This is a genomic window from Salinivibrio proteolyticus (assembly GCF_001996165.1).
Lineage (GTDB): Bacteria > Pseudomonadota > Gammaproteobacteria > Enterobacterales > Vibrionaceae > Salinivibrio > Salinivibrio proteolyticus.
Genome location: NZ_MUFP01000011.1, coordinates 90,595 through 106,865, shown reverse-complemented (window position 1 = coordinate 106,865; position 16,271 = coordinate 90,595). Strand labels below are relative to the sequence as shown.

28 protein-coding genes, 1 tRNA gene and 2 rRNA genes are annotated in these 16,271 nt (G+C 49.4%); 16 read left to right on the top strand and 15 right to left on the bottom strand.

Annotated elements, in window-relative coordinates; all coding sequences use genetic code 11:
- The 3 genes from BZJ19_RS10220 to BZJ19_RS10210 all read left to right on the top strand — a co-directional run.
- Positions 1-76: ribosomal RNA gene (locus BZJ19_RS10220) — 23S ribosomal RNA — on the top strand; the annotation flags it as partial.
- Positions 77-162: 86 nt separating this feature from the next.
- Positions 163-278, top strand: a 5S ribosomal RNA gene (rrf, locus tag BZJ19_RS10215).
- A 59-nt stretch (positions 279-337) separates the two neighbouring features.
- Positions 338-414, top strand: a tRNA-Asp gene (locus BZJ19_RS10210).
- A gap of 451 nt (positions 415-865) precedes the next feature.
- On the opposite strand, the gene BZJ19_RS10205 is transcribed toward BZJ19_RS10210, so the two are convergent.
- The gene (locus BZJ19_RS10205; protein WP_077522394.1) at positions 866-1,120 is read right to left on the bottom strand and encodes a YfhL family 4Fe-4S dicluster ferredoxin; all 255 of its coding nucleotides are present in this window, start codon (positions 1,118-1,120) and stop codon (positions 866-868) included.
- 203 nt (positions 1,121-1,323) lie between these two features.
- On the opposite strand from BZJ19_RS10205, the gene BZJ19_RS10200 reads away from it, so the two are divergent.
- Positions 1,324-2,721 carry a tyrosine-type recombinase/integrase gene (locus tag BZJ19_RS10200; protein ID WP_077675567.1) on the top strand — a complete coding sequence of 466 codons (1,398 nt, stop codon included), beginning with the start codon at positions 1,324-1,326 and terminating at the stop codon, positions 2,719-2,721.
- Between the two features lie 13 nt (positions 2,722-2,734).
- On the opposite strand, the gene BZJ19_RS10195 is transcribed toward BZJ19_RS10200, so the two are convergent.
- From BZJ19_RS10195 to BZJ19_RS10145, 12 genes are all read right to left on the bottom strand, one after another.
- Complete coding sequence (locus BZJ19_RS10195; RefSeq protein WP_077675566.1) at positions 2,735-2,953, bottom strand: MerR family transcriptional regulator; 219 nt, start codon at positions 2,951-2,953, stop codon at positions 2,735-2,737.
- Positions 2,954-3,005: 52 nt separating this feature from the next.
- Complete coding sequence (locus BZJ19_RS10190) at positions 3,006-3,362, bottom strand: hypothetical protein (RefSeq protein WP_077675565.1); 357 nt, start codon at positions 3,360-3,362, stop codon at positions 3,006-3,008.
- A 215-nt stretch (positions 3,363-3,577) separates the two neighbouring features.
- Positions 3,578-4,069, bottom strand: coding sequence for a hypothetical protein (locus BZJ19_RS10185; RefSeq protein WP_077675564.1), 492 nt, complete (start codon positions 4,067-4,069; stop codon positions 3,578-3,580).
- A gap of 25 nt (positions 4,070-4,094) precedes the next feature.
- Complete coding sequence (locus BZJ19_RS10180) at positions 4,095-4,679, bottom strand: ead/Ea22-like family protein (RefSeq protein WP_108744082.1); 585 nt, start codon at positions 4,677-4,679, stop codon at positions 4,095-4,097.
- A 2-nt stretch (positions 4,680-4,681) separates the two neighbouring features.
- The gene (locus tag BZJ19_RS10175) at positions 4,682-5,011 is read right to left on the bottom strand and encodes a hypothetical protein (protein WP_077675562.1); all 330 of its coding nucleotides are present in this window, start codon (positions 5,009-5,011) and stop codon (positions 4,682-4,684) included.
- Complete coding sequence (locus tag BZJ19_RS10170; protein WP_077675561.1) at positions 5,008-5,388, bottom strand: hypothetical protein; 381 nt, start codon at positions 5,386-5,388, stop codon at positions 5,008-5,010. Before BZJ19_RS10170 ends, BZJ19_RS10175 begins: the two co-directional genes overlap by 4 nt.
- On the bottom strand, positions 5,385-5,747 hold the full coding sequence (locus BZJ19_RS10165; protein WP_077675560.1) for a hypothetical protein: 363 nt from the start codon (positions 5,745-5,747) through the stop codon (positions 5,385-5,387). The genes BZJ19_RS10170 and BZJ19_RS10165 overlap by 4 nt, the downstream gene beginning before the upstream one ends.
- A 35-nt stretch (positions 5,748-5,782) precedes the next feature.
- The gene (locus BZJ19_RS10160; protein WP_157891180.1) at positions 5,783-6,352 is read right to left on the bottom strand and encodes a 3'-5' exoribonuclease domain-containing protein; all 570 of its coding nucleotides are present in this window, start codon (positions 6,350-6,352) and stop codon (positions 5,783-5,785) included.
- Positions 6,342-6,485, bottom strand: coding sequence for a hypothetical protein (locus BZJ19_RS17110; RefSeq protein WP_157891179.1), 144 nt, complete (start codon positions 6,483-6,485; stop codon positions 6,342-6,344). Before BZJ19_RS17110 ends, BZJ19_RS10160 begins: the two co-directional genes overlap by 11 nt.
- Entirely contained in the window at positions 6,478-6,876 is a 399-nt protein-coding gene (locus tag BZJ19_RS10155) for a hypothetical protein (RefSeq protein WP_077675558.1), read from the bottom strand. Before BZJ19_RS10155 ends, BZJ19_RS17110 begins: the two co-directional genes overlap by 8 nt.
- The gene (locus tag BZJ19_RS10150; protein ID WP_077675557.1) at positions 6,876-7,130 is read right to left on the bottom strand and encodes a hypothetical protein; all 255 of its coding nucleotides are present in this window, start codon (positions 7,128-7,130) and stop codon (positions 6,876-6,878) included. The genes BZJ19_RS10155 and BZJ19_RS10150 overlap by 1 nt, the downstream gene beginning before the upstream one ends.
- Before the next feature lie 141 nt (positions 7,131-7,271).
- Positions 7,272-7,538, bottom strand: a complete 267-nt coding sequence (locus BZJ19_RS10145) for a hypothetical protein (protein ID WP_077675556.1) — start codon at positions 7,536-7,538, stop codon at positions 7,272-7,274.
- A 290-nt stretch (positions 7,539-7,828) separates the two neighbouring features.
- On the opposite strand from BZJ19_RS10145, the gene BZJ19_RS10140 reads away from it, so the two are divergent.
- Complete coding sequence (locus BZJ19_RS10140; protein ID WP_077675555.1) at positions 7,829-8,899, top strand: WYL domain-containing protein; 1,071 nt, start codon at positions 7,829-7,831, stop codon at positions 8,897-8,899.
- Positions 8,900-8,902: 3 nt separating this feature from the next.
- Here BZJ19_RS10140 and BZJ19_RS10135 read toward each other — a convergent pair whose 3' ends face one another.
- Positions 8,903-9,562: a LexA family protein gene (locus BZJ19_RS10135; RefSeq protein WP_157891178.1), complete on the bottom strand. Its 660-nt coding sequence runs from the start codon at positions 9,560-9,562 to the stop codon at positions 8,903-8,905.
- A gap of 91 nt (positions 9,563-9,653) precedes the next feature.
- Here BZJ19_RS10135 and BZJ19_RS10130 point away from each other — a divergent pair, with 91 nt between their 5' ends.
- The 7 genes from BZJ19_RS10130 to BZJ19_RS10105 all read left to right on the top strand — a co-directional run bounded on the left by BZJ19_RS10130 (position 9,654) and on the right by BZJ19_RS10105 (position 13,432).
- Positions 9,654-9,869, top strand: coding sequence for a helix-turn-helix domain-containing protein (locus BZJ19_RS10130; RefSeq protein WP_077675553.1), 216 nt, complete (start codon positions 9,654-9,656; stop codon positions 9,867-9,869).
- A gap of 82 nt (positions 9,870-9,951) precedes the next feature.
- Positions 9,952-10,512, top strand: a complete 561-nt coding sequence (locus BZJ19_RS10125; protein WP_077675552.1) for a toxin YdaT family protein — start codon at positions 9,952-9,954, stop codon at positions 10,510-10,512.
- Positions 10,513-10,528: 16 nt separating this feature from the next.
- On the top strand, positions 10,529-10,675 hold the full coding sequence (locus tag BZJ19_RS17105) for a hypothetical protein (protein WP_157891177.1): 147 nt from the start codon (positions 10,529-10,531) through the stop codon (positions 10,673-10,675).
- Positions 10,665-11,444, top strand: a complete 780-nt coding sequence (locus BZJ19_RS10120; protein WP_077675551.1) for a helix-turn-helix domain-containing protein — start codon at positions 10,665-10,667, stop codon at positions 11,442-11,444. Before BZJ19_RS17105 ends, BZJ19_RS10120 begins: the two co-directional genes overlap by 11 nt.
- Complete coding sequence (locus BZJ19_RS10115) at positions 11,441-12,181, top strand: ATP-binding protein (RefSeq protein ID WP_077675550.1); 741 nt, start codon at positions 11,441-11,443, stop codon at positions 12,179-12,181. The genes BZJ19_RS10120 and BZJ19_RS10115 overlap by 4 nt, the downstream gene beginning before the upstream one ends.
- Before the next feature lie 11 nt (positions 12,182-12,192).
- On the top strand, positions 12,193-12,840 hold the full coding sequence (locus BZJ19_RS10110) for a phage N-6-adenine-methyltransferase (RefSeq protein ID WP_235608202.1): 648 nt from the start codon (positions 12,193-12,195) through the stop codon (positions 12,838-12,840).
- 1 nt (position 12,841) lies between these two features.
- A complete protein-coding gene (locus tag BZJ19_RS10105) occupies positions 12,842-13,432 on the top strand; it encodes a hypothetical protein (RefSeq protein ID WP_077675548.1) in 591 nt (196 codons plus the stop codon).
- 18 nt (positions 13,433-13,450) lie between these two features.
- On the opposite strand, the gene BZJ19_RS10100 is transcribed toward BZJ19_RS10105, so the two are convergent.
- A complete protein-coding gene (locus BZJ19_RS10100) occupies positions 13,451-14,527 on the bottom strand; it encodes a hypothetical protein (protein WP_077675547.1) in 1,077 nt (358 codons plus the stop codon).
- Between the two features lie 267 nt (positions 14,528-14,794).
- On the opposite strand from BZJ19_RS10100, the gene BZJ19_RS10095 reads away from it, so the two are divergent.
- Genes BZJ19_RS10095 through lysC form a run of 4 tightly spaced genes read left to right on the top strand, consistent with a single transcriptional unit; the run spans position 14,795 to position 16,094 of the window.
- Entirely contained in the window at positions 14,795-15,010 is a 216-nt protein-coding gene (locus BZJ19_RS10095; RefSeq protein ID WP_157891176.1) for an HP1 family phage holin, read from the top strand.
- Positions 14,988-15,524, top strand: a complete 537-nt coding sequence (locus BZJ19_RS10090; RefSeq protein ID WP_077675545.1) for a lysozyme — start codon at positions 14,988-14,990, stop codon at positions 15,522-15,524. Before BZJ19_RS10095 ends, BZJ19_RS10090 begins: the two co-directional genes overlap by 23 nt.
- Positions 15,503-15,895: a hypothetical protein gene (locus BZJ19_RS10085; RefSeq protein WP_077675544.1), complete on the top strand. Its 393-nt coding sequence runs from the start codon at positions 15,503-15,505 to the stop codon at positions 15,893-15,895. Before BZJ19_RS10090 ends, BZJ19_RS10085 begins: the two co-directional genes overlap by 22 nt.
- The gene (gene lysC, locus BZJ19_RS10080; RefSeq protein WP_235608200.1) at positions 15,882-16,094 is read left to right on the top strand and encodes an Rz1-like lysis system protein LysC; all 213 of its coding nucleotides are present in this window, start codon (positions 15,882-15,884) and stop codon (positions 16,092-16,094) included. Before BZJ19_RS10085 ends, lysC begins: the two co-directional genes overlap by 14 nt.
- Positions 16,095-16,271: the final 177 nt, after the last annotated feature.

Here is a 16,271-nt window from a genome sequence, read left to right as displayed (position 1 = left end):
ACGTTGATAGGCAGGGTGTGTAAGCGCTGTGAGGCGTTGAGCTAACCTGTACTAATTGCCCGTGAGGCTTAACCATACAACACCCAAGAGGTTTTGGGTTGGACTTAAAATAAGCCAGTTGATTGTGGCGAGAACGAACAGCTTTCTAGATTACCGAATTTGCTTGGCGACCATAGCGCTTTGGACCCACCTGAYTCCATGCCGAACTCAGTAGTGAAACGAAGCAGCGCCGATGGTAGTGTGGGGTCTCCCCATGTGAGAGTAGGACATCGCCAGGCTTTGATTACAATTGATTAAAGCAAAGAGATATAAGYCTTTAGTCATACAGAATTGGTGCGGAGTGGTAGTTCAGTTGGTTAGAATACCGGCCTGTCACGCCGGGGGTCGCGGGTTCGAGTCCCGTCCACTCCGCCACTACTTAGAAACCCTAGCTGAGAAGCTGGGGTTTTTTGCATTTAAGCTCCCCTGAGCCAGACGTCTTGGTCGCGGCACTTGCAGGGCGCGTTGAGTCCCGCAGGATGGCCTGCCCGTTGTCCGCAACCCCGGCCCTCCGCCACTACTTATAAACCCCAGCTGAAAAGCTGTGGTTTTTTGCGTTTAAGGCGCCCCTAAATCAAGAGCTTATTCATGTTTGAGAACTGCACGGCGTGGAGTGCTTCACTCTCTTTCCTCACTATACGTTTTTACTAACGCTTGCTTAGTCATGACTTTATGAATGCATAAACTGCGATATGTGTGAGCCTGAGTGTCTCAATGTACCTTCGTTACTCTGGGCTGTCATGCATGACTGTAAAGCACGTAGCATTAGTTTACTATTTTGGGTGATACAGATATAAAAAAAGCGCCTTGCGGCGCTTTGAATGGTTTAGGCCATCCCTTGGATGACCACAAATTTTTCTAGGAGCTGATCCTCAGTCTCGACATTATCGGGATCGGTGATAATGCATTTGGAGATCGGGCAGACTGACTGGCACGTTGGCTTGTCGTAATGGCCTTTACACTCGGTACATAAATCTGGCTCGATCTCAAAGATCTCGGACCCCATCGAGATGGCCCCGTTGGGACACTCGGGCTCACACATATCGCAGTTTATACACCGGTCTGTTATTAATAGAGCCATGTCACAAAAATCACTCTTTTTGGCCTCTATATCAGGCACTTACAAATTATCTTGATTAACTGTTGTTTACCTTGGTTTACTGAAATAAACTTTGATTTTACCAATTCAGTAACGCAAATCCGTAACGCACAGCGTTTTTGATGGCTTCAAAAAGTGGCATGTGTGAGCTTTACGGTTGAGCCCAGTAATATCAAGGATCGACAATGTCAGACACTGTACCACAAAGCCGTAAATCGGCAAAAATGAGTGACTATGATCACGCTCTCAAAAAGTGGGAGTCCTGCAAACCACCTTACACAAGCTCACACATACAGATCTGCGTTGCGGCGGCCAAAACGCTACTTGAGCACGACGGCAAAGCGCGCCGATCAAAATACGAAAGCGCGAACTATTTACGCTTAGAATTTACCAAAGCAGGCAAAGTGGTGATCTACGCTAACTTTGCTAAATCAACTGGCTTGAAAGGGCGTAAGCTCGGTGAGTGGCCCGAGCTGCAGCTACCAATCGCACGCGAAAAAGCGCATGAGATAGCCGCTGGTGCGCTGCGCGCTGAGTCAGTACAACAAGCGATAGAAATGTATCATGATGATCTGCGCGGCCGTGTTGAGCGCATGAGCATGAGCGAGTCGAGCTTTGCGACATATTCATCACGCATCAAGCAGCTGGAACTCGCATTCGCAAAAAAACAGCCGTTCGTTGATGTCACATACAATCAGCTGATTGRCGTTCTCGATACGTGGATAGCAACCAAATCGAACAATCACGCGCTCGAGCTGTTTGCAGAGCTCCGGAGATTATGGAAGTTCTGCGCGCCAATCTTGGCCAACGGCAAAAACGTTGCCGCCTCCATTCCTGATAACTACGTTTCTTCACGCGTTCAGCGTCCTGCCGCAACTCGGCTTTATACTGACATCAACTCTATCGCGAAACTCTGGATTAGCGTTGCCGGCTGCACGTCCCCACACCAGAAAAACGCTATCCGGTACATGATCCTCACCGGCGTTCGTCCTATTAACGTGCACAACCTCAAGTGGGAATATGTCAGCTCCGACATGAGCGAGATTGCCTATCCATCAAGCACTGTCGGCGCGCGTGGCGCGATGAAAACAGAGAAAGAGTTTCGCATCCCGGTAACAGAGCCGCTAAAGCGAATTCTCAAAGAGCAGGCTGAATGGCGAGACGCGGTCCCTAACTGCAATAAAGAGTATGTATTTTTGCAGCCGCGCGATCCGTCTAAACCTTTCTCGCGCCGCTCCCTCGACAAGATCATAAAAACACACATGCCAGCGGATGCGATCAAAGGCATGAAGCACGACGGCACCATCAAAGGCAGCTCTGGCGCGTTCAATACCATCTGCCGTAAGTTCCTTAAAACAAACATCATCGTGATACTGCGAGATAAGGGACACTCACGAACAGAAGTGCGCGAGATAAGCGCGTTGTGCATGCATCACAAACTTGATAGCGATCCGATGGCCGAGCACTACGATTTTTCTGACGAGATACTACAAGAGGAAATGTCGCTCAAGCGAATGGCGTTTACAGCGCATGCTGAAAGCATTCTGTGCGCCGTTGCGCTGGAAAGAAAAAAGGCCAGATAATCTGGCCTTTGGATTAACACACGCTAAAGCAGCGCCGTTTAAATTCACACAGCTGGCTCTCTAAGTAGCGAACGCGACGCGCGCTGTAGCGAATTGGCGCCAGAAAACTGCGGTGCCGGTGCGATCGGGTCCACTGAATCAGCGTTTTTTGCGAAATACCGCCGAGCACTTCACAGGCCTCTTTTGGCGTCAGTTCTCGGTCGTTTTTAATTTGTTGAGCGTTAAGTCTCATTGCACGATGCTCCTTTTCCTTGCTCACAGCTGGTCAGGCTGGTCGGTTTTATTTAGTTATAACTTGTCGATACTTGGCAGACGTCATCACCGTCGCCGTACACGGCACAAATTAAAGGCAATAATTCGTGATGAGGGATCGCCGTTCCATCGCGTCCAATAGCAGGCTTACCAACCATCTTGTCACCGATTTCACAAAGCTGCGGTTGCCACCAATAGCGCCAATCTGCACTGACAAGCTCGGTTAACAAATCGTCTTCATCCTGGCTGCACAGCGGCGGAAACTCTTCTTTTATTTGCTCGGCGCTCTTGGCTGCGTATATCTCGCTCTCATCTTCGTAGCAGTAGGCTTTACGCCCTTTCAGTGTTACATCAACGATTGATTGCTTGATCCGCTTATTTCTTTTCATCTGGATTACTCCTATCAAATTGGAACTTACGAATAAGGCCAACTGGTTTACTGCCTGTTTTGTGGTTTTTAATCCACACATGCTCACCGTCAACGGCGAGGATTGTGCAGGCGCACCAGTTAAAGCCGCCTCTTTCTTTGTAGTAGCCCTGCCATCCCGCGAAGGGGAATATGGGCGATATTGATGCGCTCAAAGTTGAGTACCTCCCAGCTTGGTTAGCTATTTGGCAATCTCGCCCAGAGTATTTCGCCCTCGATGTGTTTATTGGTTATGGTGAATTCTTCTTTAATGTCATCATCTAAATGATCACAATGAAGATAAAAAAACTCGCCATGGTCACTCGCATCAAATTGCCAAGTTTCATGCTGAACAACGCCCTTTAGTTTGATTAGAATCGGAGTGTTGTATGGCGGCTTCTTATCACAAGCATCAAGCCATTTAATCGCATCTTTCGCCAGAGTATCACGCAGCGCTGCGTTTTCTGACTTAAGCTTATCAATGCAGCCTTCGTTAGCGTCCATCTGCCCCTCTATCATGTCAGCCAAGTAATTTACTTGCTCGCCAGAAAACTCGCTCACTTCGCAGCCTGATACGCGCTCAAATAATGAGTGAAGTTGGTCGCGCAGGGCTTCATTCTCTTGTGATAACTTTTCCACATGACGCTCCGCCATGTTTAAGTGCCAATTTGGCGTTTCTGTTTTGTACATTATTATTCACCTTGCTTTGTTTTGTTTATAAACTTTCGTTGCCATCTGTAAGTGACATTATCCAGTTTCTGAGCTCAATCATTTGAGGACAAAAAACCATACTCGCTACGTATGTGTAGAGTTTTGGATAATCGTGCTGTTTTCTTTCAATGAATGCTTTTGCGTCCGCTTCGGTTAAGCAGGTTTTAACAACAACCTCAGTTTCCTGCATGTGAAGTTTTTTGAGCGTGTCAGGCAGATCGTCTAAATCTGGGTCAAAGTCATTATTGATAGACTCAATCAAGCGATCATAGTCGTCCTCGTCAACCTCCCCATCTACCAGTTCAATATTTGCGTCCATATTGTTACAGGACCAGTCTTTTATCCAATCTGGGTGTTGCTCAATCAAGTGCATTGCAACGTCTGAATAATCTTGGCTTTCCTCTGAATGGAATAGAGTTGCTCCGTCTTCTGTGTCGATAACCTCCCAGTGATGCTCGTTATATCCTTCTTCTGTTACAAGGTATTCTTTATATCTAACTTGCCATATCGGCTCGGCTGTAATTCGATTATCTTGTTCGTGCATTTGCCGAGACATTTCTAATAAGAAATTAGGGATTTCTTTACTCATACTCACGCCGCCTTCTTACCTTTTGCTCGTTTAAACTGATACTTAGCGCCACAATCGATGCACTCTGCACGCATAGAGCCGGAGCGTGTTTGCTTTAACTGCCCATCGCAACGCTCGCAACGTTTTTGTTTTAACGCCTCGGCCATGCCTTTATTGATGGCCTCGGAGTTATTTGCGCGGGGGATTTTATAACCCAGCGCTCGAAGAATTCGCTTGTACTCCGTAGAGATCCATTTGCCATCTGGCTCTAGGTGCAGGCCGTCGCTCATCATGTCGCCGAGCTTAACGAGCTGAGAGAGCAAATGGCTTTCGGTTGCCTTGTCCTTGCTCATGCCGCCTCCAAAAATTTCTCATCTGTTGGCATTGTTTCATTCACTAGCGACAAGCAATCCGCAACACCAAGCTGGCCAGCATGAAAACAGAAACATCTAAATTCAGCTAAAACATGAATGTGAAAGCGCTCTTCCTCGCTTAAACTAGTGGCCTTACTCAGTGCATTTAAAAGAAACTTTTTCCTACCACTCTCCTGAGTAGCCTCTTTATCCCCAACTCTTAACTCTCGAAGTATTCCAAGCTTCGCCTGATAGATTGCGTCTTGATCATCAATCGCTTTGGTAATAACCCTGTGCATCACTTGAATGCATTTTTCTACGCAAGCATGATCGCGGTGCGCTATTGCCTGCTCGTTTGTAATGTAAGCCGTACTCATGCCGCCTCCCTCTGCGCACGTGTATAGGCGTTGCGGCGCTGTAGTTCGCAGGCGCGGCAGGCTGCAAAGTCGCCGTCAATATTGGCGCGTTGGCGATGCCAGAATTCCAGCGTTAGCGGATACCATTCGTGGCACTTGCTGCATGGTTTTTCGATGCAGTCTCTGTCAGCGCTGATGCGCATGATTCCCTTGCGTTCGCGACGAACAAACGCCTTGGCGGTTACGTGAAACTCGCTCGGATTGAGCAGCTGAATCACTTCAACTTCATGCACCTCAAATTTTTCTGCGATCTCGCTTTCTGATAAGCCCTCGCAGTGGAGGGCGCGAATCAAAAAGCAATCATGGTTAGTTAAGCTCATTGCACGATGCTCCTTTGTTTCAAACCCGCAGCTGGTCAGGCTGCTTTGATGGCGGTGCCGAATGCGTTATAACGCACGTTGATCATCTGTAATGCGTCACGCTTGCAATCATCGAGTGATGCGTGAGCGACTAAATCCAGCTCTAAATCGATATAGCCGCTGGTGTCGCCACTTAGTGCATCGATGTAGGTGCGCACGTCGCGCCACGCGTTGTACTTCACTGGCACATCAACGCCAAAATCACGCGCAAGGCTAAGCAGCTTTGGTGGATCAAAATCAGTGCCGCGACAAAACACCTGGCAACCTTCAATAAACTGCACAAAGTCTTTCAGGACGGGCTCACAAGCAAAGGTCCCAGCGTCCAAAATGCGCGCCATTGCCTCTTTTTGCGCGGGCTTGTTCCACCACGCCACAGTGCCCGCTTCGATAACGCGGCCTTTAAACACTTGCTCGCGCAGGTTTAGCACGGCATCAAACTCTTCAAGCTCGACGTTCGCAGGCGTTGCAAAGCGATCAAACTTCACCCCTGAGATACTGGCGATCAGCGCATTATCTGGCTTGAGCGCGAATGTCTCTAAATCAAAAACCACAGTATTACTTGGCACATTTGCCTCCTTTTGCCTCGACGGGCAGATCAAACAATGGGTTGGTGTAGGTGGGTTTGCGGCGCTGCTTTAGCTTCATTGCCGCTGAATACACGCCATAAAACACAAAGGCACACACGCTGTACTCAAACATGTTTCACTCCTTTTTCGGTGATAGTGCTTAGCTCGCGAATGCTGATCCGCTGCGTGGTGTGCCAGCAGGTCGCATCACCTTTAAACAAGCCGCCCTCGTGGCAGTTGGCGCAACCCTCTGGCAGTTGCTCACCGCACTTGCCGCAGGTGCCCAGCTGCTCACGCACGTTGGCGATTTGGCTGTGAAAGTGAGTGATCATTTCCGCTAGCGCCTCGGTGTGGCTGTATGGCGCATCTGGCATGCCGAACACGCGGCATACTTCATCTAGCTTTGCCATGTCTGCGACATCCAGCGTGAGCGGGAACGTGGTTACACCGCTGGCTTTGCGCTTGTTGCGTAGCCGCTGCGCACGAATGCGAGCTTGTTCGCGTTGTTTCTCGCGCTTGTCCATTACGCCGCCTTAGCCTTGGCTTTTTTAGCCGCACGCTTTTTCGCGGCTGTTTTGGCGGGCGTTAAAAACTGCAGGGCTCGCGCCATGCATTGCTCAAAGGCTTTGCCTTTAAAGCCGGCGTTCTCACGGAAATGTCGAAGGGCCACTTCGTCGCCACGGTCTGCATCAAGTGGCGTGTAGCCATCGGTAGTGAGTTTTTTGGTGACTTCTCGCACCAAAAACGCTTCTACGTTGTTTCGCGTTTGGATGCTCATTGCACGATGCTCCTTGGTTGAGTGCTGGCACTCAGGCCAGCGCTTGCAGGTTGGTCATGCCTGCGATACTCTTATTAGCGAGCCTTAGGGCTCATTGCACGATGGAAGCCCACTGGTTTGGTCACCGGTGGGTTTTCCTTTTTATGCCGCCGCTAACAGCACTTGCTCTGCGTGTGTCGCGGCAGTCAAAATGTCTTTTATCTGCTCTGTTTGCTGCGGTTGCAGCTCTACCTGAACCCCCTCTAGAAATTCATCCACTTGTTGCTGATAACGCGCTATGCATGCATATGCGTCGCTGCTTGGGTTTAGCTGGCTGAGTTGCTGGCCAAACATGGCGCGCTGCACTTTCAGCTTTGTGATGAGCTGCGCGAGCTCGATGATCGTGTCGGCGTTGATGGTGTTTTTCATTTCTGTCGTCCTCTGAAAAGTGCGGGTGGTCAGCCCGATGGCTCATTGCACAAAAAATTTCTGCGAACCTTATACTTCCCCATTAGGTTCATACTTTCTTTTTTTGGTACATAACCGCTCTCCGTGAGTACCTTTAAGGTACATAAAGGCGGCGGGCGTGTAAAGTCAGACAAGTAAAAAAATTAGATAGGACTCTCATTTCGACCAAGAAGCCAAGTGATAAAATCCAAACCTCATGACTCAAAAAAAGACATAAAGTCTTATAAAAATTGAAAAAAATGGAGGGGTACATGGACGTTATAGAGAGGCTAAGCGAGGCGATTGATACAGGTGAAGTGATAGATATTGCTTATCGTGGCGGCAGTCAACCAGGCGCCTCTAGGAAAATAAGCCCTATACAGGTTGATGGCGACACAGTAAAAGCTAGGTGTTTCTCTTCAGGGCGCGTAAAAACTTACATGGTCGAACTTATTGAGCTGATAGATGAGAATACCGATCGCCCTCTATTCACTGAAGATAACAAGGTGTCCGAACCTATTCCCTACCCAAGTCTTTTGCAAGCGGGCTCTTACAATAGGCCGCGCTTTGAGAGTATGGGGTGGGTAGTGAGCGTTACAGACGAAAGCGTTCAGCTTTTCAAAAAATGGAAAAACGGCAATAGCCAGAAGACGCCTAGCTGTGAAATAAACTATGAGGAATATTCGACCGAGCATGCCTACGATATAAAAACGGGTGAAATGGTTGAGTGCGATCCGATCAAGCGAGAAAGACCTTGGGTTGTTAGAGCAAGGAAAAAGAAAACCGTCAGCTTTTCTAACTTCCCTAGAGCATTCGAGAGGTTCTTTTCGTATGCTGAAGAACTGGCGCCAGAAAAGAATGATTACATACCCGACGCCTGCTACGAGATGGATTTGCTAAGCAGCCTCTGGAGACCAAGAGCCAAAAGAAGCGCGCTTACAATCGTTCCTGCAGTAAAGGGAAAGCAAGAGCCTAGAAGCGTGTTTCTTGAACACTGGGCCTTTCCTTTGGCGTATGCATACAGAGACGCCATAGACATAAAGCTAGAAGAAAGAACGGTAAACAAAAAGAAAGTGGCTATGTGGACGCAAGGCGGGCTACTAAAGTTTAAAGATGGAGACTTTATTCATTCGAGCGATAGAAAAAAAGCGGTCAGGGTAACAACAGCAAATCCTATGGGATGGGATTCGGACAAGGGAAAAATGTATATGGGGAGTGTCGCGTTCCGTTACCACCAAGACATTCACAATGAGGGTTATAACAACCCTTCTGAGTTCATATTGTCACAGCCTAAGTTCTTGAAGCTTCTAATCACAGGGAAAATAGATCTAAGCAACGAATAGCATCTAAGTCGCAAACCCGCCAAACACAACAACGCCAACGATTGTGCAGTTGCCGTTAATTTGCACGTACTGCTCGGGCCATTCTTTATTGAGCGGCTTGAGCATTTTGAGCCCATCTTCTTGAATGAGCTGTTTAAAAGTGGCCTGATTTCGGTCATCTAGACGAGCCACAACAAGACTTTTATTAATGGGTTGGACGTTAGGGTCAACCCAAATCAAGTGTCCCTCTTTGAAATCTGGCTCCATGCTGATCCCTTCAACTTTGAGCACAAATGTCTTTGGGCTGCAAGGAACTGGGCACGGGTAGCGCGGAGCAGATAATACGTCACGCTCATCAATATCTGACCAATTACCAGCCTGAACGCTTGATATTAACGGATAACCAAAACCAACAGAGCTGCTGGGATAAAACGCTTTAGGCTCATGAACCACTCCCGATTGAACTTCATCATGTGAGACATCTAGCCAGCCCTCTTCGAGCCCTAGCCTTTGCTCTATGTGCCTAGCCATACGCGAGCCCATCGACTTCGACGGGTTCCTGCCTATAACTCGACTCATTTGAGTAGGCGCGCGATCAACCGCCTCGGCAAATTTAGACAAGGTATCGAACCGCTCTACCAGCTTCCTAGCATTAACCAGGCGAAGTTCTTCAATCGTTTTCATGGTATCGATCATATTTTACCGTACCGAAAAGGTACACGCCCTTGCGGGTACTCTTTTTTTAATGTTTAATGTATCCCGGAGGTACTTAATCATGTATAAAAAATTCTGGCGTGAACTCGATGCCAAACAAAAGCAGGATCTGGCCGAAGAGGCTGGAACCACCGCTAGCTATCTGCGCCACGTCATGCATGGGCGTAAAGATGCGGGTCCCAAACTAGCGCTTCGACTCCATACCGCAACTGGCGGCGTCGTAAACAAAAGCGTACTTCGACCTGACATTTATCCACCCAGCGATGTAGCTGCATAGGTAAATAATAGAACAGATAGTTACCTAAAAGGTGAACCAAAAGTTTCTGTATGTACATCCAGCACAACCAAGGAGAGCAATCATGGCAACTCGAAGTTTCAAAAGCGTTATTCGTAACGCATTAGAAGCAACCCGCGTGGATTTAACCAAAGACGCGATCGCAACGCGCGTGACGCGTCACTATTTCAACATGAAGCTTGATGAAGAAGTAGACGCGCAGCACAAGCCGGTACTTAAGCCTGTGAGTGCGGCCAACGCCAAAAACAACGAGCAAAACTTTTGGCGGTATGTTGAGCGCACATCCGTAGAAGCCAAAGCCACCATCATGGATTTGCTGCCTGCCATTCTGGCCGCCATGCCCAAAGCCCGCGCTGTTAAAGCGTTGAATGATTTTTTAAACCCGCTTGGCTTTAGCGTGGCGGTAATTGGCGAGAGCCACTGCACCGTTAATCGTGATCGCCTGCTTGCACACCACGAACGCGAAGTGAGCGAAGCCAAGATTGCGTTGCTGYAGCTGAACGAAACCGCCTCGCTAGATGACTTGCGTGACGCGTATCGCGAAGTGCAAGAGGCGCGCGGCGCTCACGATCCGCTGCTCGATTACTTGGAATCGCTAATGACCAAAAAACGCAACGCCGCATAACAAGGAGCATCGTGCAATGAGCCTTCAATATCGCAACATCAACAACCGCCACTGCTGGGTGCTGACCACACCACGCATGGCGGCTATCATCAGCCGCGCTGAGGCTGAGCGCATTTTTCGTCAACTTAACGCGAAGGCGAAGGAGGCGAACCATGTCCATTAAGATCATGTCGGCAGTGTGGGATGCGCCCGCGTTCTCTGGTAACACCAAGCTGATCATGCTTTGCTTGGCCGATTACGCGAATGATGACGGCCTATGCTGGCCCAGCATCGATGCTGTGGCGCGTAAGTGCTCGGTCTCTAAATCAACGGTTAAAGCGCAAATCAAGCGACTGATTGAGCGTGGTTATGTAAGCGCTAAGCGCCGTAAACGTACTACCGAAGAGGGTCGAAAAACCAATGATACAAACCTCTATCAATTGAACGTTAATGCGATCAATGACCCCGAGCTAACCGAGGGCGAAAACTGCCCTAGGTCAGAATCTGCCCTAGGGCGAAATAGCGCAGGGGGTGGGTCAAATTTCGACCCCAAACCATCATTAGATCCGTCAGTTAAAAGAGATCCCCCTATAGTCCCCCAAAACCAAAGCGCGGATAACACACCGAGCAAAGCGAAAACCGATAAGCGCAAGACGTTAAAAACCACGCTGCCAGAAAATTTCTCTGTCACGGAGTCGATGCGCGAGTGGTACGCACAGCAAAATTTCTCGCTGTGCATCGAGGAGGCCACCGCCCAGTGGTGCGATGCCATGCTTGCCAAGCAAACCAAATACGTGGATTGGCCTGCGGCGTGGCGCAACGGCATGCGCAATGCCAACAAGTGGGCGGCACAGCGCAGCGGCGGGGCGCCAGCGCGCAACATTAACCAAGTGCCGGATCGCTCAAGCGATTTCTCGGCGCCAGCGAAATACCGCAAAGGGGGTGACGTATGAATTTATTCAGCAAATTGCAATCCATCATGCCTGCAAACGTCACACCGTACACGCCGGAGCAGTTGGCCGAAATTCGCGAGCGTGAGAACCAACAGTTTTGCCGCGAGAGCTACGAGCACTACGTGAGCAAGCAGGTTGAAAACGCCATGGGCCGCAGTGGCATTGCCAAAAAACACCGCAAGTGCTCATTGGATAACTACGCGACCGAATGCGCCGGCCAGCGCCGTGCGTACAATCAAGCCAGCGCGTGGCTGAGTGACTATCTGCGCGGCACCGAAGGCGGGTTTGTTTTTGCCGGCACACCTGGCACTGGCAAAAATCACCTAGCGTGCGGCATCGCCAACGCGCTTATCGAGCGCGGGCAATCAGCCATGGTGATCACTGTGTCTGAGCTGGTGCTGCGCATTCGCGACACGTACAACAGCAACTCCGCGATCACCGAAGCCGCGATGTATCGCCACCTCGGCAGCATTGATTTGCTGGTTCTGGATGAAGTCGGCGTGCAGCGCAACAACACCAACGAGCACGTGGTACTCAACGAGATCATCAACACCCGCAGCGCCGCCGAGAAACCAACCGGCATACTCACCAACCTGAACAGTGATCAGCTGCAGGGCATGCTCGGCGAACGCGCGATTGAGCGCATCATGGAAGGCGACGCATCTCGCTGGGTGGAGTTTAACTGGCCGTCGTACCGCTTGCGCCGCACGCAGGCACAAACGCGGGGGGCTGCGTAATGGCGATTTTAGTGAAATCAACCACCGCTGCGAGCGATAAAAACCGTTGGGGCACGCAATGGGAATGTTTCTGGGATGCCCAAGCGCTGTATGGCCGCGAGTTTCAGCTAGACGTTGCCGCCGAGCCTGAGACTGCGAAAGTAAATCGGTTTTATACCTCGGGCGATTGGATTGATCGCAGCCGTGCCGCGGGCGCGTTCGTGACCAACCCCAAAGCCACCATCGTGGGGTTTGATGCGCTATCTCACGATTGGGAGCACGACTGGTGGTGCAACCCGCCGTTTGATTTAAAGCGCGAATTTGCTGCCCACGCTGCCAAGCAAGCGCGGCAAAACGGCTTTAGCGGCATGATGCTGTTGCCGTATGAGCCGCTAACCGGTTGGTGGCTTGAGCTGATTGAGGGCGTTGCCGCTGCGGTTTACGAGCCAGACGGGCGCTACAACTTTGTAGAGCCGGACGGCGTCACCAAAAAAACCGGCGTGAACTTTGGCAGCGTGCCTGTGCTGTTCACTCCGGGCTACTTCCCCACCACACAACGCATTCGCTACCGCCGCGGCGTACGCGATGAGTTGATGATCAACTTAGGTGAAAACCTCAGTATGGAGCCATGTAAACCCGAGCAGGCAGTAGACCCACTCAAAGAACGCGAGGCCGCATAATATGAGAATTGAACAGTTGCTAGGAAAATTCGGGCTGAAAGGTATTAACTACGAGCCAACAACCGGTGGGCGTGGTTTGCTCTCTGTCGAGGAGCAGATCGCCAGTGTGGGAATTTGCTGGCAGGAGTCCCCCGCTGGCTGGCTGTTGCTGTTTGTCGAAGTCTGTAATGATGCATTGGCGTATAGCCAGTTGCACACGATCATGAAAGCGGAGGCGAACCGCCACTTGGCAAATATGCGCGGCAGTTATCCTGACCAAGCCCTTGATGCATTGGCAGCCACTGCCATTCATGAAGCAGCGACGCTGACTGGCCGTGTGTGCCCTGAGTGCAACGGCGCAGGGAAGGTGAAAACCGCAAGCCGCCATATGCGTAAGTGTGCCGCGTGCAAAGAGGGCCGCATTCCGTGGAACAACGAAACCCGCTTTGCGCGTTTTGCACAAGAGCTGCCGGTGACGTTTGGACGGTTTAACCGTTACAAGCCTGCGCTTGAGCACTTGGTGGATTGGCTAACAATGGGCCGCACCGCCGCGCTGTTAGCCATTGAGGGGCGCCTCGAGAAAGAGAAGGAAGAGGCTAGGAAAGTGGCGTAACTCGAAAGGCCGTGGCTGTTAGTCACGGCTTTTAAATTTTTCAGTTTTTTCAATAATATCACTCTTCGGGAGTTCAACATTTCTTTTGAAGAAATTTGTGATTCGATTTACGGCATGCTTATTTTCATCACCTATTGCATCGGAATCATCGGTTAACGCCATTAGCCATTCTTTCCTAATTTCTTCGTTGTTTATAAATGCATCTGCATCTTCTTTAGTTACTTCATAAAATAAAGCTTGGGCATACTCTCCACCCTTAAAGTATTTGAGGTAAGCCCTAAATACTAGTCTTAGAAGGAGGAAATACTTTCTCTTTTCCTCAGGGTGAACTATGTTGAATGTTCCATTTTTTTCATTTAACGTCAAACACACATCTTTTAGCTCTCTAGAGTATGCTAGATCTATATCGGTAAAGTCTTCTGACTTTTGATTGCAAAAGTCTAAAATGTCATGAATGGTCTTCTTTAAAATGACCAGCTCTGACTGAATGCTAAAGATATTAAATATTTTTATTTTTCTGTCTTGGATCTTTTTCTGAAGCTCGCCAAGCTCATTAAGTATCACTGGCTCTGCGTCAATTACCTCTAGGATTTTGGAGTAGTGCTCTACTGCCTCTTGGGCATACACTTTTTCATCATCAGGGCTTTTTCTTATTATATCTGAAACCATCCTGAAATTTTGGCAGTGCTCTCTTAATTCCTCTAGGAAAAAGTGGTTGTCATCGATACTGAGAGAGCAGTGATCATAATTGTTTTGGTTGAATATTGTGGAATAAAGCTTGCTTTTGTTATGGAATTTTAAATTTCTTTGTTCTTCTATTTCGGAAAGTAAGTTAAAAAACTCTCTTTTATGTTCTTGATACTTCTGAAATTCCCATAGTCTGCTTTGCTTTCCCCCTTGAGTTACCAAGAATATTAGGGTCGCTGATGTGGCTAGAGCTGCTAATGCGGAGCTTCCTGCGGCAAATAGTGTTACAGGGTCTTTCCAAGTGATACTGTCAAAAATACCAATAATGCCAACGACAAATATAGTGAAAATTGGTAGTGCGACTATAATCGTAACTATTGTTATAAAAAGCTTATTCAAGCTATTCATTATATTCACTCCCTAATGCGACCCACATCAATGGGTTAGATTATCAGTTGCAGCGTTGAGCTGCTACGGTAAAAGAAAACCTCCTCTCTCCTTTTTCCCTGCCCATGGCAGGGATTTTTTTGATACTTATCACAACAACACAACATCTAGTGGGTGAGTGTTGACACTCACCGCTAAATGCCGCAAGATTTCCACGATGCAAAGCCTCACCTTTTTGGTGGGGCTTTGTTGTTTCTACTCTCCCTCGGGCCAACCTGGCTTATCTCTATGACTGAAAAAATCTCGCAAACGCTCACTTACTTCTGGGCGTCGTTTGTGACGTTTTTCGGTGCGTTCTCGATTAACGAAATTGGCGTGATTATAGGTATCGTGCTCGGTATCGCCTCGTTTGTCGTTAATCTTTTGCACAAGCGACGCATTGCAAAAGCGATTGAACAAAACGTAAAGCTGGCAGCGTTCCATGAAAAACTGGACCAAGGCTAGCACCGGCGGTTGTACCGTCGGCGTAATCCTTGCGCTGGTGTTTGGGGCCGAGCACGACTTAAAAACCAGTGAGCAAGGATTAACACACACTGCTAATTACGAAGGGTGCCGCACCCAAGCCTACCAATGCAGCGCAGACAAATGGACTGCGGGCATGGGCCATACTGATGGCGTTGAAAAGGGTGACGTGGCAACCCATGAGCAAATCGCAAACTGGTTTGTTGAAGACGTGCGAGAAGCCGAGCAAGTGGTTAACCGACACTTGCGGGCTGACGTCACGCAAGCGCAATACGACATGAACGTGTCGTTTGTGTACAACCTCGGAGCGGGTAACTACATCCGCTCCACCTTCCTGAAAAAATTCAATAACGGCGACCCGGTCGGCGCATGCAACGAGCTGCCGCGCTGGGTGTACGTTAACGGCAAAAACTGCCGCATCGCTGCTAACAACTGTGGCGGCATTCCTAAGCGGCGAGACAGAGAACAGCAGATATGTTTGCACGGCTACGAATAGGACTGGCACTTAAAGTGCTGGCTGGCGTGGTGATTGTGGCGCTCTGGCTTTACACCGACGCACTCAATGCGCAACTGGAAGACGCCAAAGCCGCCACCGCTACCGCACAAGCGGATTTAGCACACGCAACCAGCAAGAACGCAGAGCTGGTACGTACGATTGAAGCGCAGCAACGCGAAGCAGAGCACAACCGCGACTTGCTCGACAAAGTGTTGGCGCAGCGGCGACGATCGCAAGCGCGTGCGAATGACGCTCAGCAGCAAATTAAAGAGACTTTACGCCATGAAGACAACAAAGATTGCGCTAATCAGCGGGTTGTTGGTGCTGATGAGTGGATGTACTACGAAAACGGAACTGGTGACGGAGTATAAAAACCGCGAAAAGCTGCCGCCCGACGCTTATCTGATTAAGTGTGAGCGACCTTTTGATCGTCCGCCACAGGTTTTCGGTGAAGGCATGGAGCGCGATCCTATCTGGCTGCAGCACTTTACGCTGTGCGCCAATCAAATTGAACAACTGCGTGAGTATTACCGCTCGCGCGACCCCACACGGGCAGATGCCGACCATTAAAGGCCAGTCGTCTGGCGTATTCATAGCGTCTGCCCGTTCCTTATCCTTCCGGCTTACTAGGGCCACTGCCGCGTCGGTACCTCGCAGTAATACACGTTAGCGATGACGGTCGCTCCTTATACCCGAGCGCGTGTGATAGTCAAAAAAGGTGCAAGCCAGCGTGAGAGCGTGACATTG

Excerpts from the sequence above, each read along its gene's own strand:
- BZJ19_RS10205 (WP_077522394.1), bottom strand. The coding sequence starts at position 1,120 with ATGGCTCTATTAATAACAGACCGGTGTATAAACTGCGATATGTGTGAG.
- BZJ19_RS10195 (WP_077675566.1), bottom strand. The coding sequence starts at position 2,953 with ATGAGACTTAACGCTCAACAAATTAAAAACGACCGAGAACTGACGCCA.
- BZJ19_RS10190 (WP_077675565.1), bottom strand. The coding sequence starts at position 3,362 with ATGAAAAGAAATAAGCGGATCAAGCAATCAATCGTTGATGTAACACTG.
- BZJ19_RS10185 (WP_077675564.1), bottom strand. The coding sequence starts at position 4,069 with ATGTACAAAACAGAAACGCCAAATTGGCACTTAAACATGGCGGAGCGT.
- BZJ19_RS10180 (WP_108744082.1), bottom strand. The coding sequence starts at position 4,679 with ATGAGTAAAGAAATCCCTAATTTCTTATTAGAAATGTCTCGGCAAATG.
- BZJ19_RS10175 (WP_077675562.1), bottom strand. The coding sequence starts at position 5,011 with ATGAGCAAGGACAAGGCAACCGAAAGCCATTTGCTCTCTCAGCTCGTT.
- BZJ19_RS10170 (WP_077675561.1), bottom strand. The coding sequence starts at position 5,388 with ATGAGTACGGCTTACATTACAAACGAGCAGGCAATAGCGCACCGCGAT.
- BZJ19_RS10165 (WP_077675560.1), bottom strand. The coding sequence starts at position 5,747 with ATGAGCTTAACTAACCATGATTGCTTTTTGATTCGCGCCCTCCACTGC.
- BZJ19_RS17110 (WP_157891179.1), bottom strand. The coding sequence starts at position 6,485 with ATGTTTGAGTACAGCGTGTGTGCCTTTGTGTTTTATGGCGTGTATTCA.
- BZJ19_RS10155 (WP_077675558.1), bottom strand. The coding sequence starts at position 6,876 with ATGGACAAGCGCGAGAAACAACGCGAACAAGCTCGCATTCGTGCGCAG.
- BZJ19_RS10150 (WP_077675557.1), bottom strand. The coding sequence starts at position 7,130 with ATGAGCATCCAAACGCGAAACAACGTAGAAGCGTTTTTGGTGCGAGAA.
- BZJ19_RS10145 (WP_077675556.1), bottom strand. The coding sequence starts at position 7,538 with ATGAAAAACACCATCAACGCCGACACGATCATCGAGCTCGCGCAGCTC.
- BZJ19_RS10140 (WP_077675555.1), top strand. The coding sequence starts at position 7,829 with ATGGACGTTATAGAGAGGCTAAGCGAGGCGATTGATACAGGTGAAGTG.
- BZJ19_RS10135 (WP_157891178.1), bottom strand. The coding sequence starts at position 9,562 with ATGAAAACGATTGAAGAACTTCGCCTGGTTAATGCTAGGAAGCTGGTA.
- BZJ19_RS10130 (WP_077675553.1), top strand. The coding sequence starts at position 9,654 with ATGTATAAAAAATTCTGGCGTGAACTCGATGCCAAACAAAAGCAGGAT.
- BZJ19_RS17105 (WP_157891177.1), top strand. The coding sequence starts at position 10,529 with ATGAGCCTTCAATATCGCAACATCAACAACCGCCACTGCTGGGTGCTG.
- BZJ19_RS10120 (WP_077675551.1), top strand. The coding sequence starts at position 10,665 with ATGTCCATTAAGATCATGTCGGCAGTGTGGGATGCGCCCGCGTTCTCT.
- BZJ19_RS10115 (WP_077675550.1), top strand. The coding sequence starts at position 11,441 with ATGAATTTATTCAGCAAATTGCAATCCATCATGCCTGCAAACGTCACA.
- BZJ19_RS10105 (WP_077675548.1), top strand. The coding sequence starts at position 12,842 with ATGAGAATTGAACAGTTGCTAGGAAAATTCGGGCTGAAAGGTATTAAC.
- BZJ19_RS10100 (WP_077675547.1), bottom strand. The coding sequence starts at position 14,527 with ATGAATAGCTTGAATAAGCTTTTTATAACAATAGTTACGATTATAGTC.
- BZJ19_RS10095 (WP_157891176.1), top strand. The coding sequence starts at position 14,795 with ATGACTGAAAAAATCTCGCAAACGCTCACTTACTTCTGGGCGTCGTTT.
- BZJ19_RS10090 (WP_077675545.1), top strand. The coding sequence starts at position 14,988 with ATGAAAAACTGGACCAAGGCTAGCACCGGCGGTTGTACCGTCGGCGTA.
- BZJ19_RS10085 (WP_077675544.1), top strand. The coding sequence starts at position 15,503 with ATGTTTGCACGGCTACGAATAGGACTGGCACTTAAAGTGCTGGCTGGC.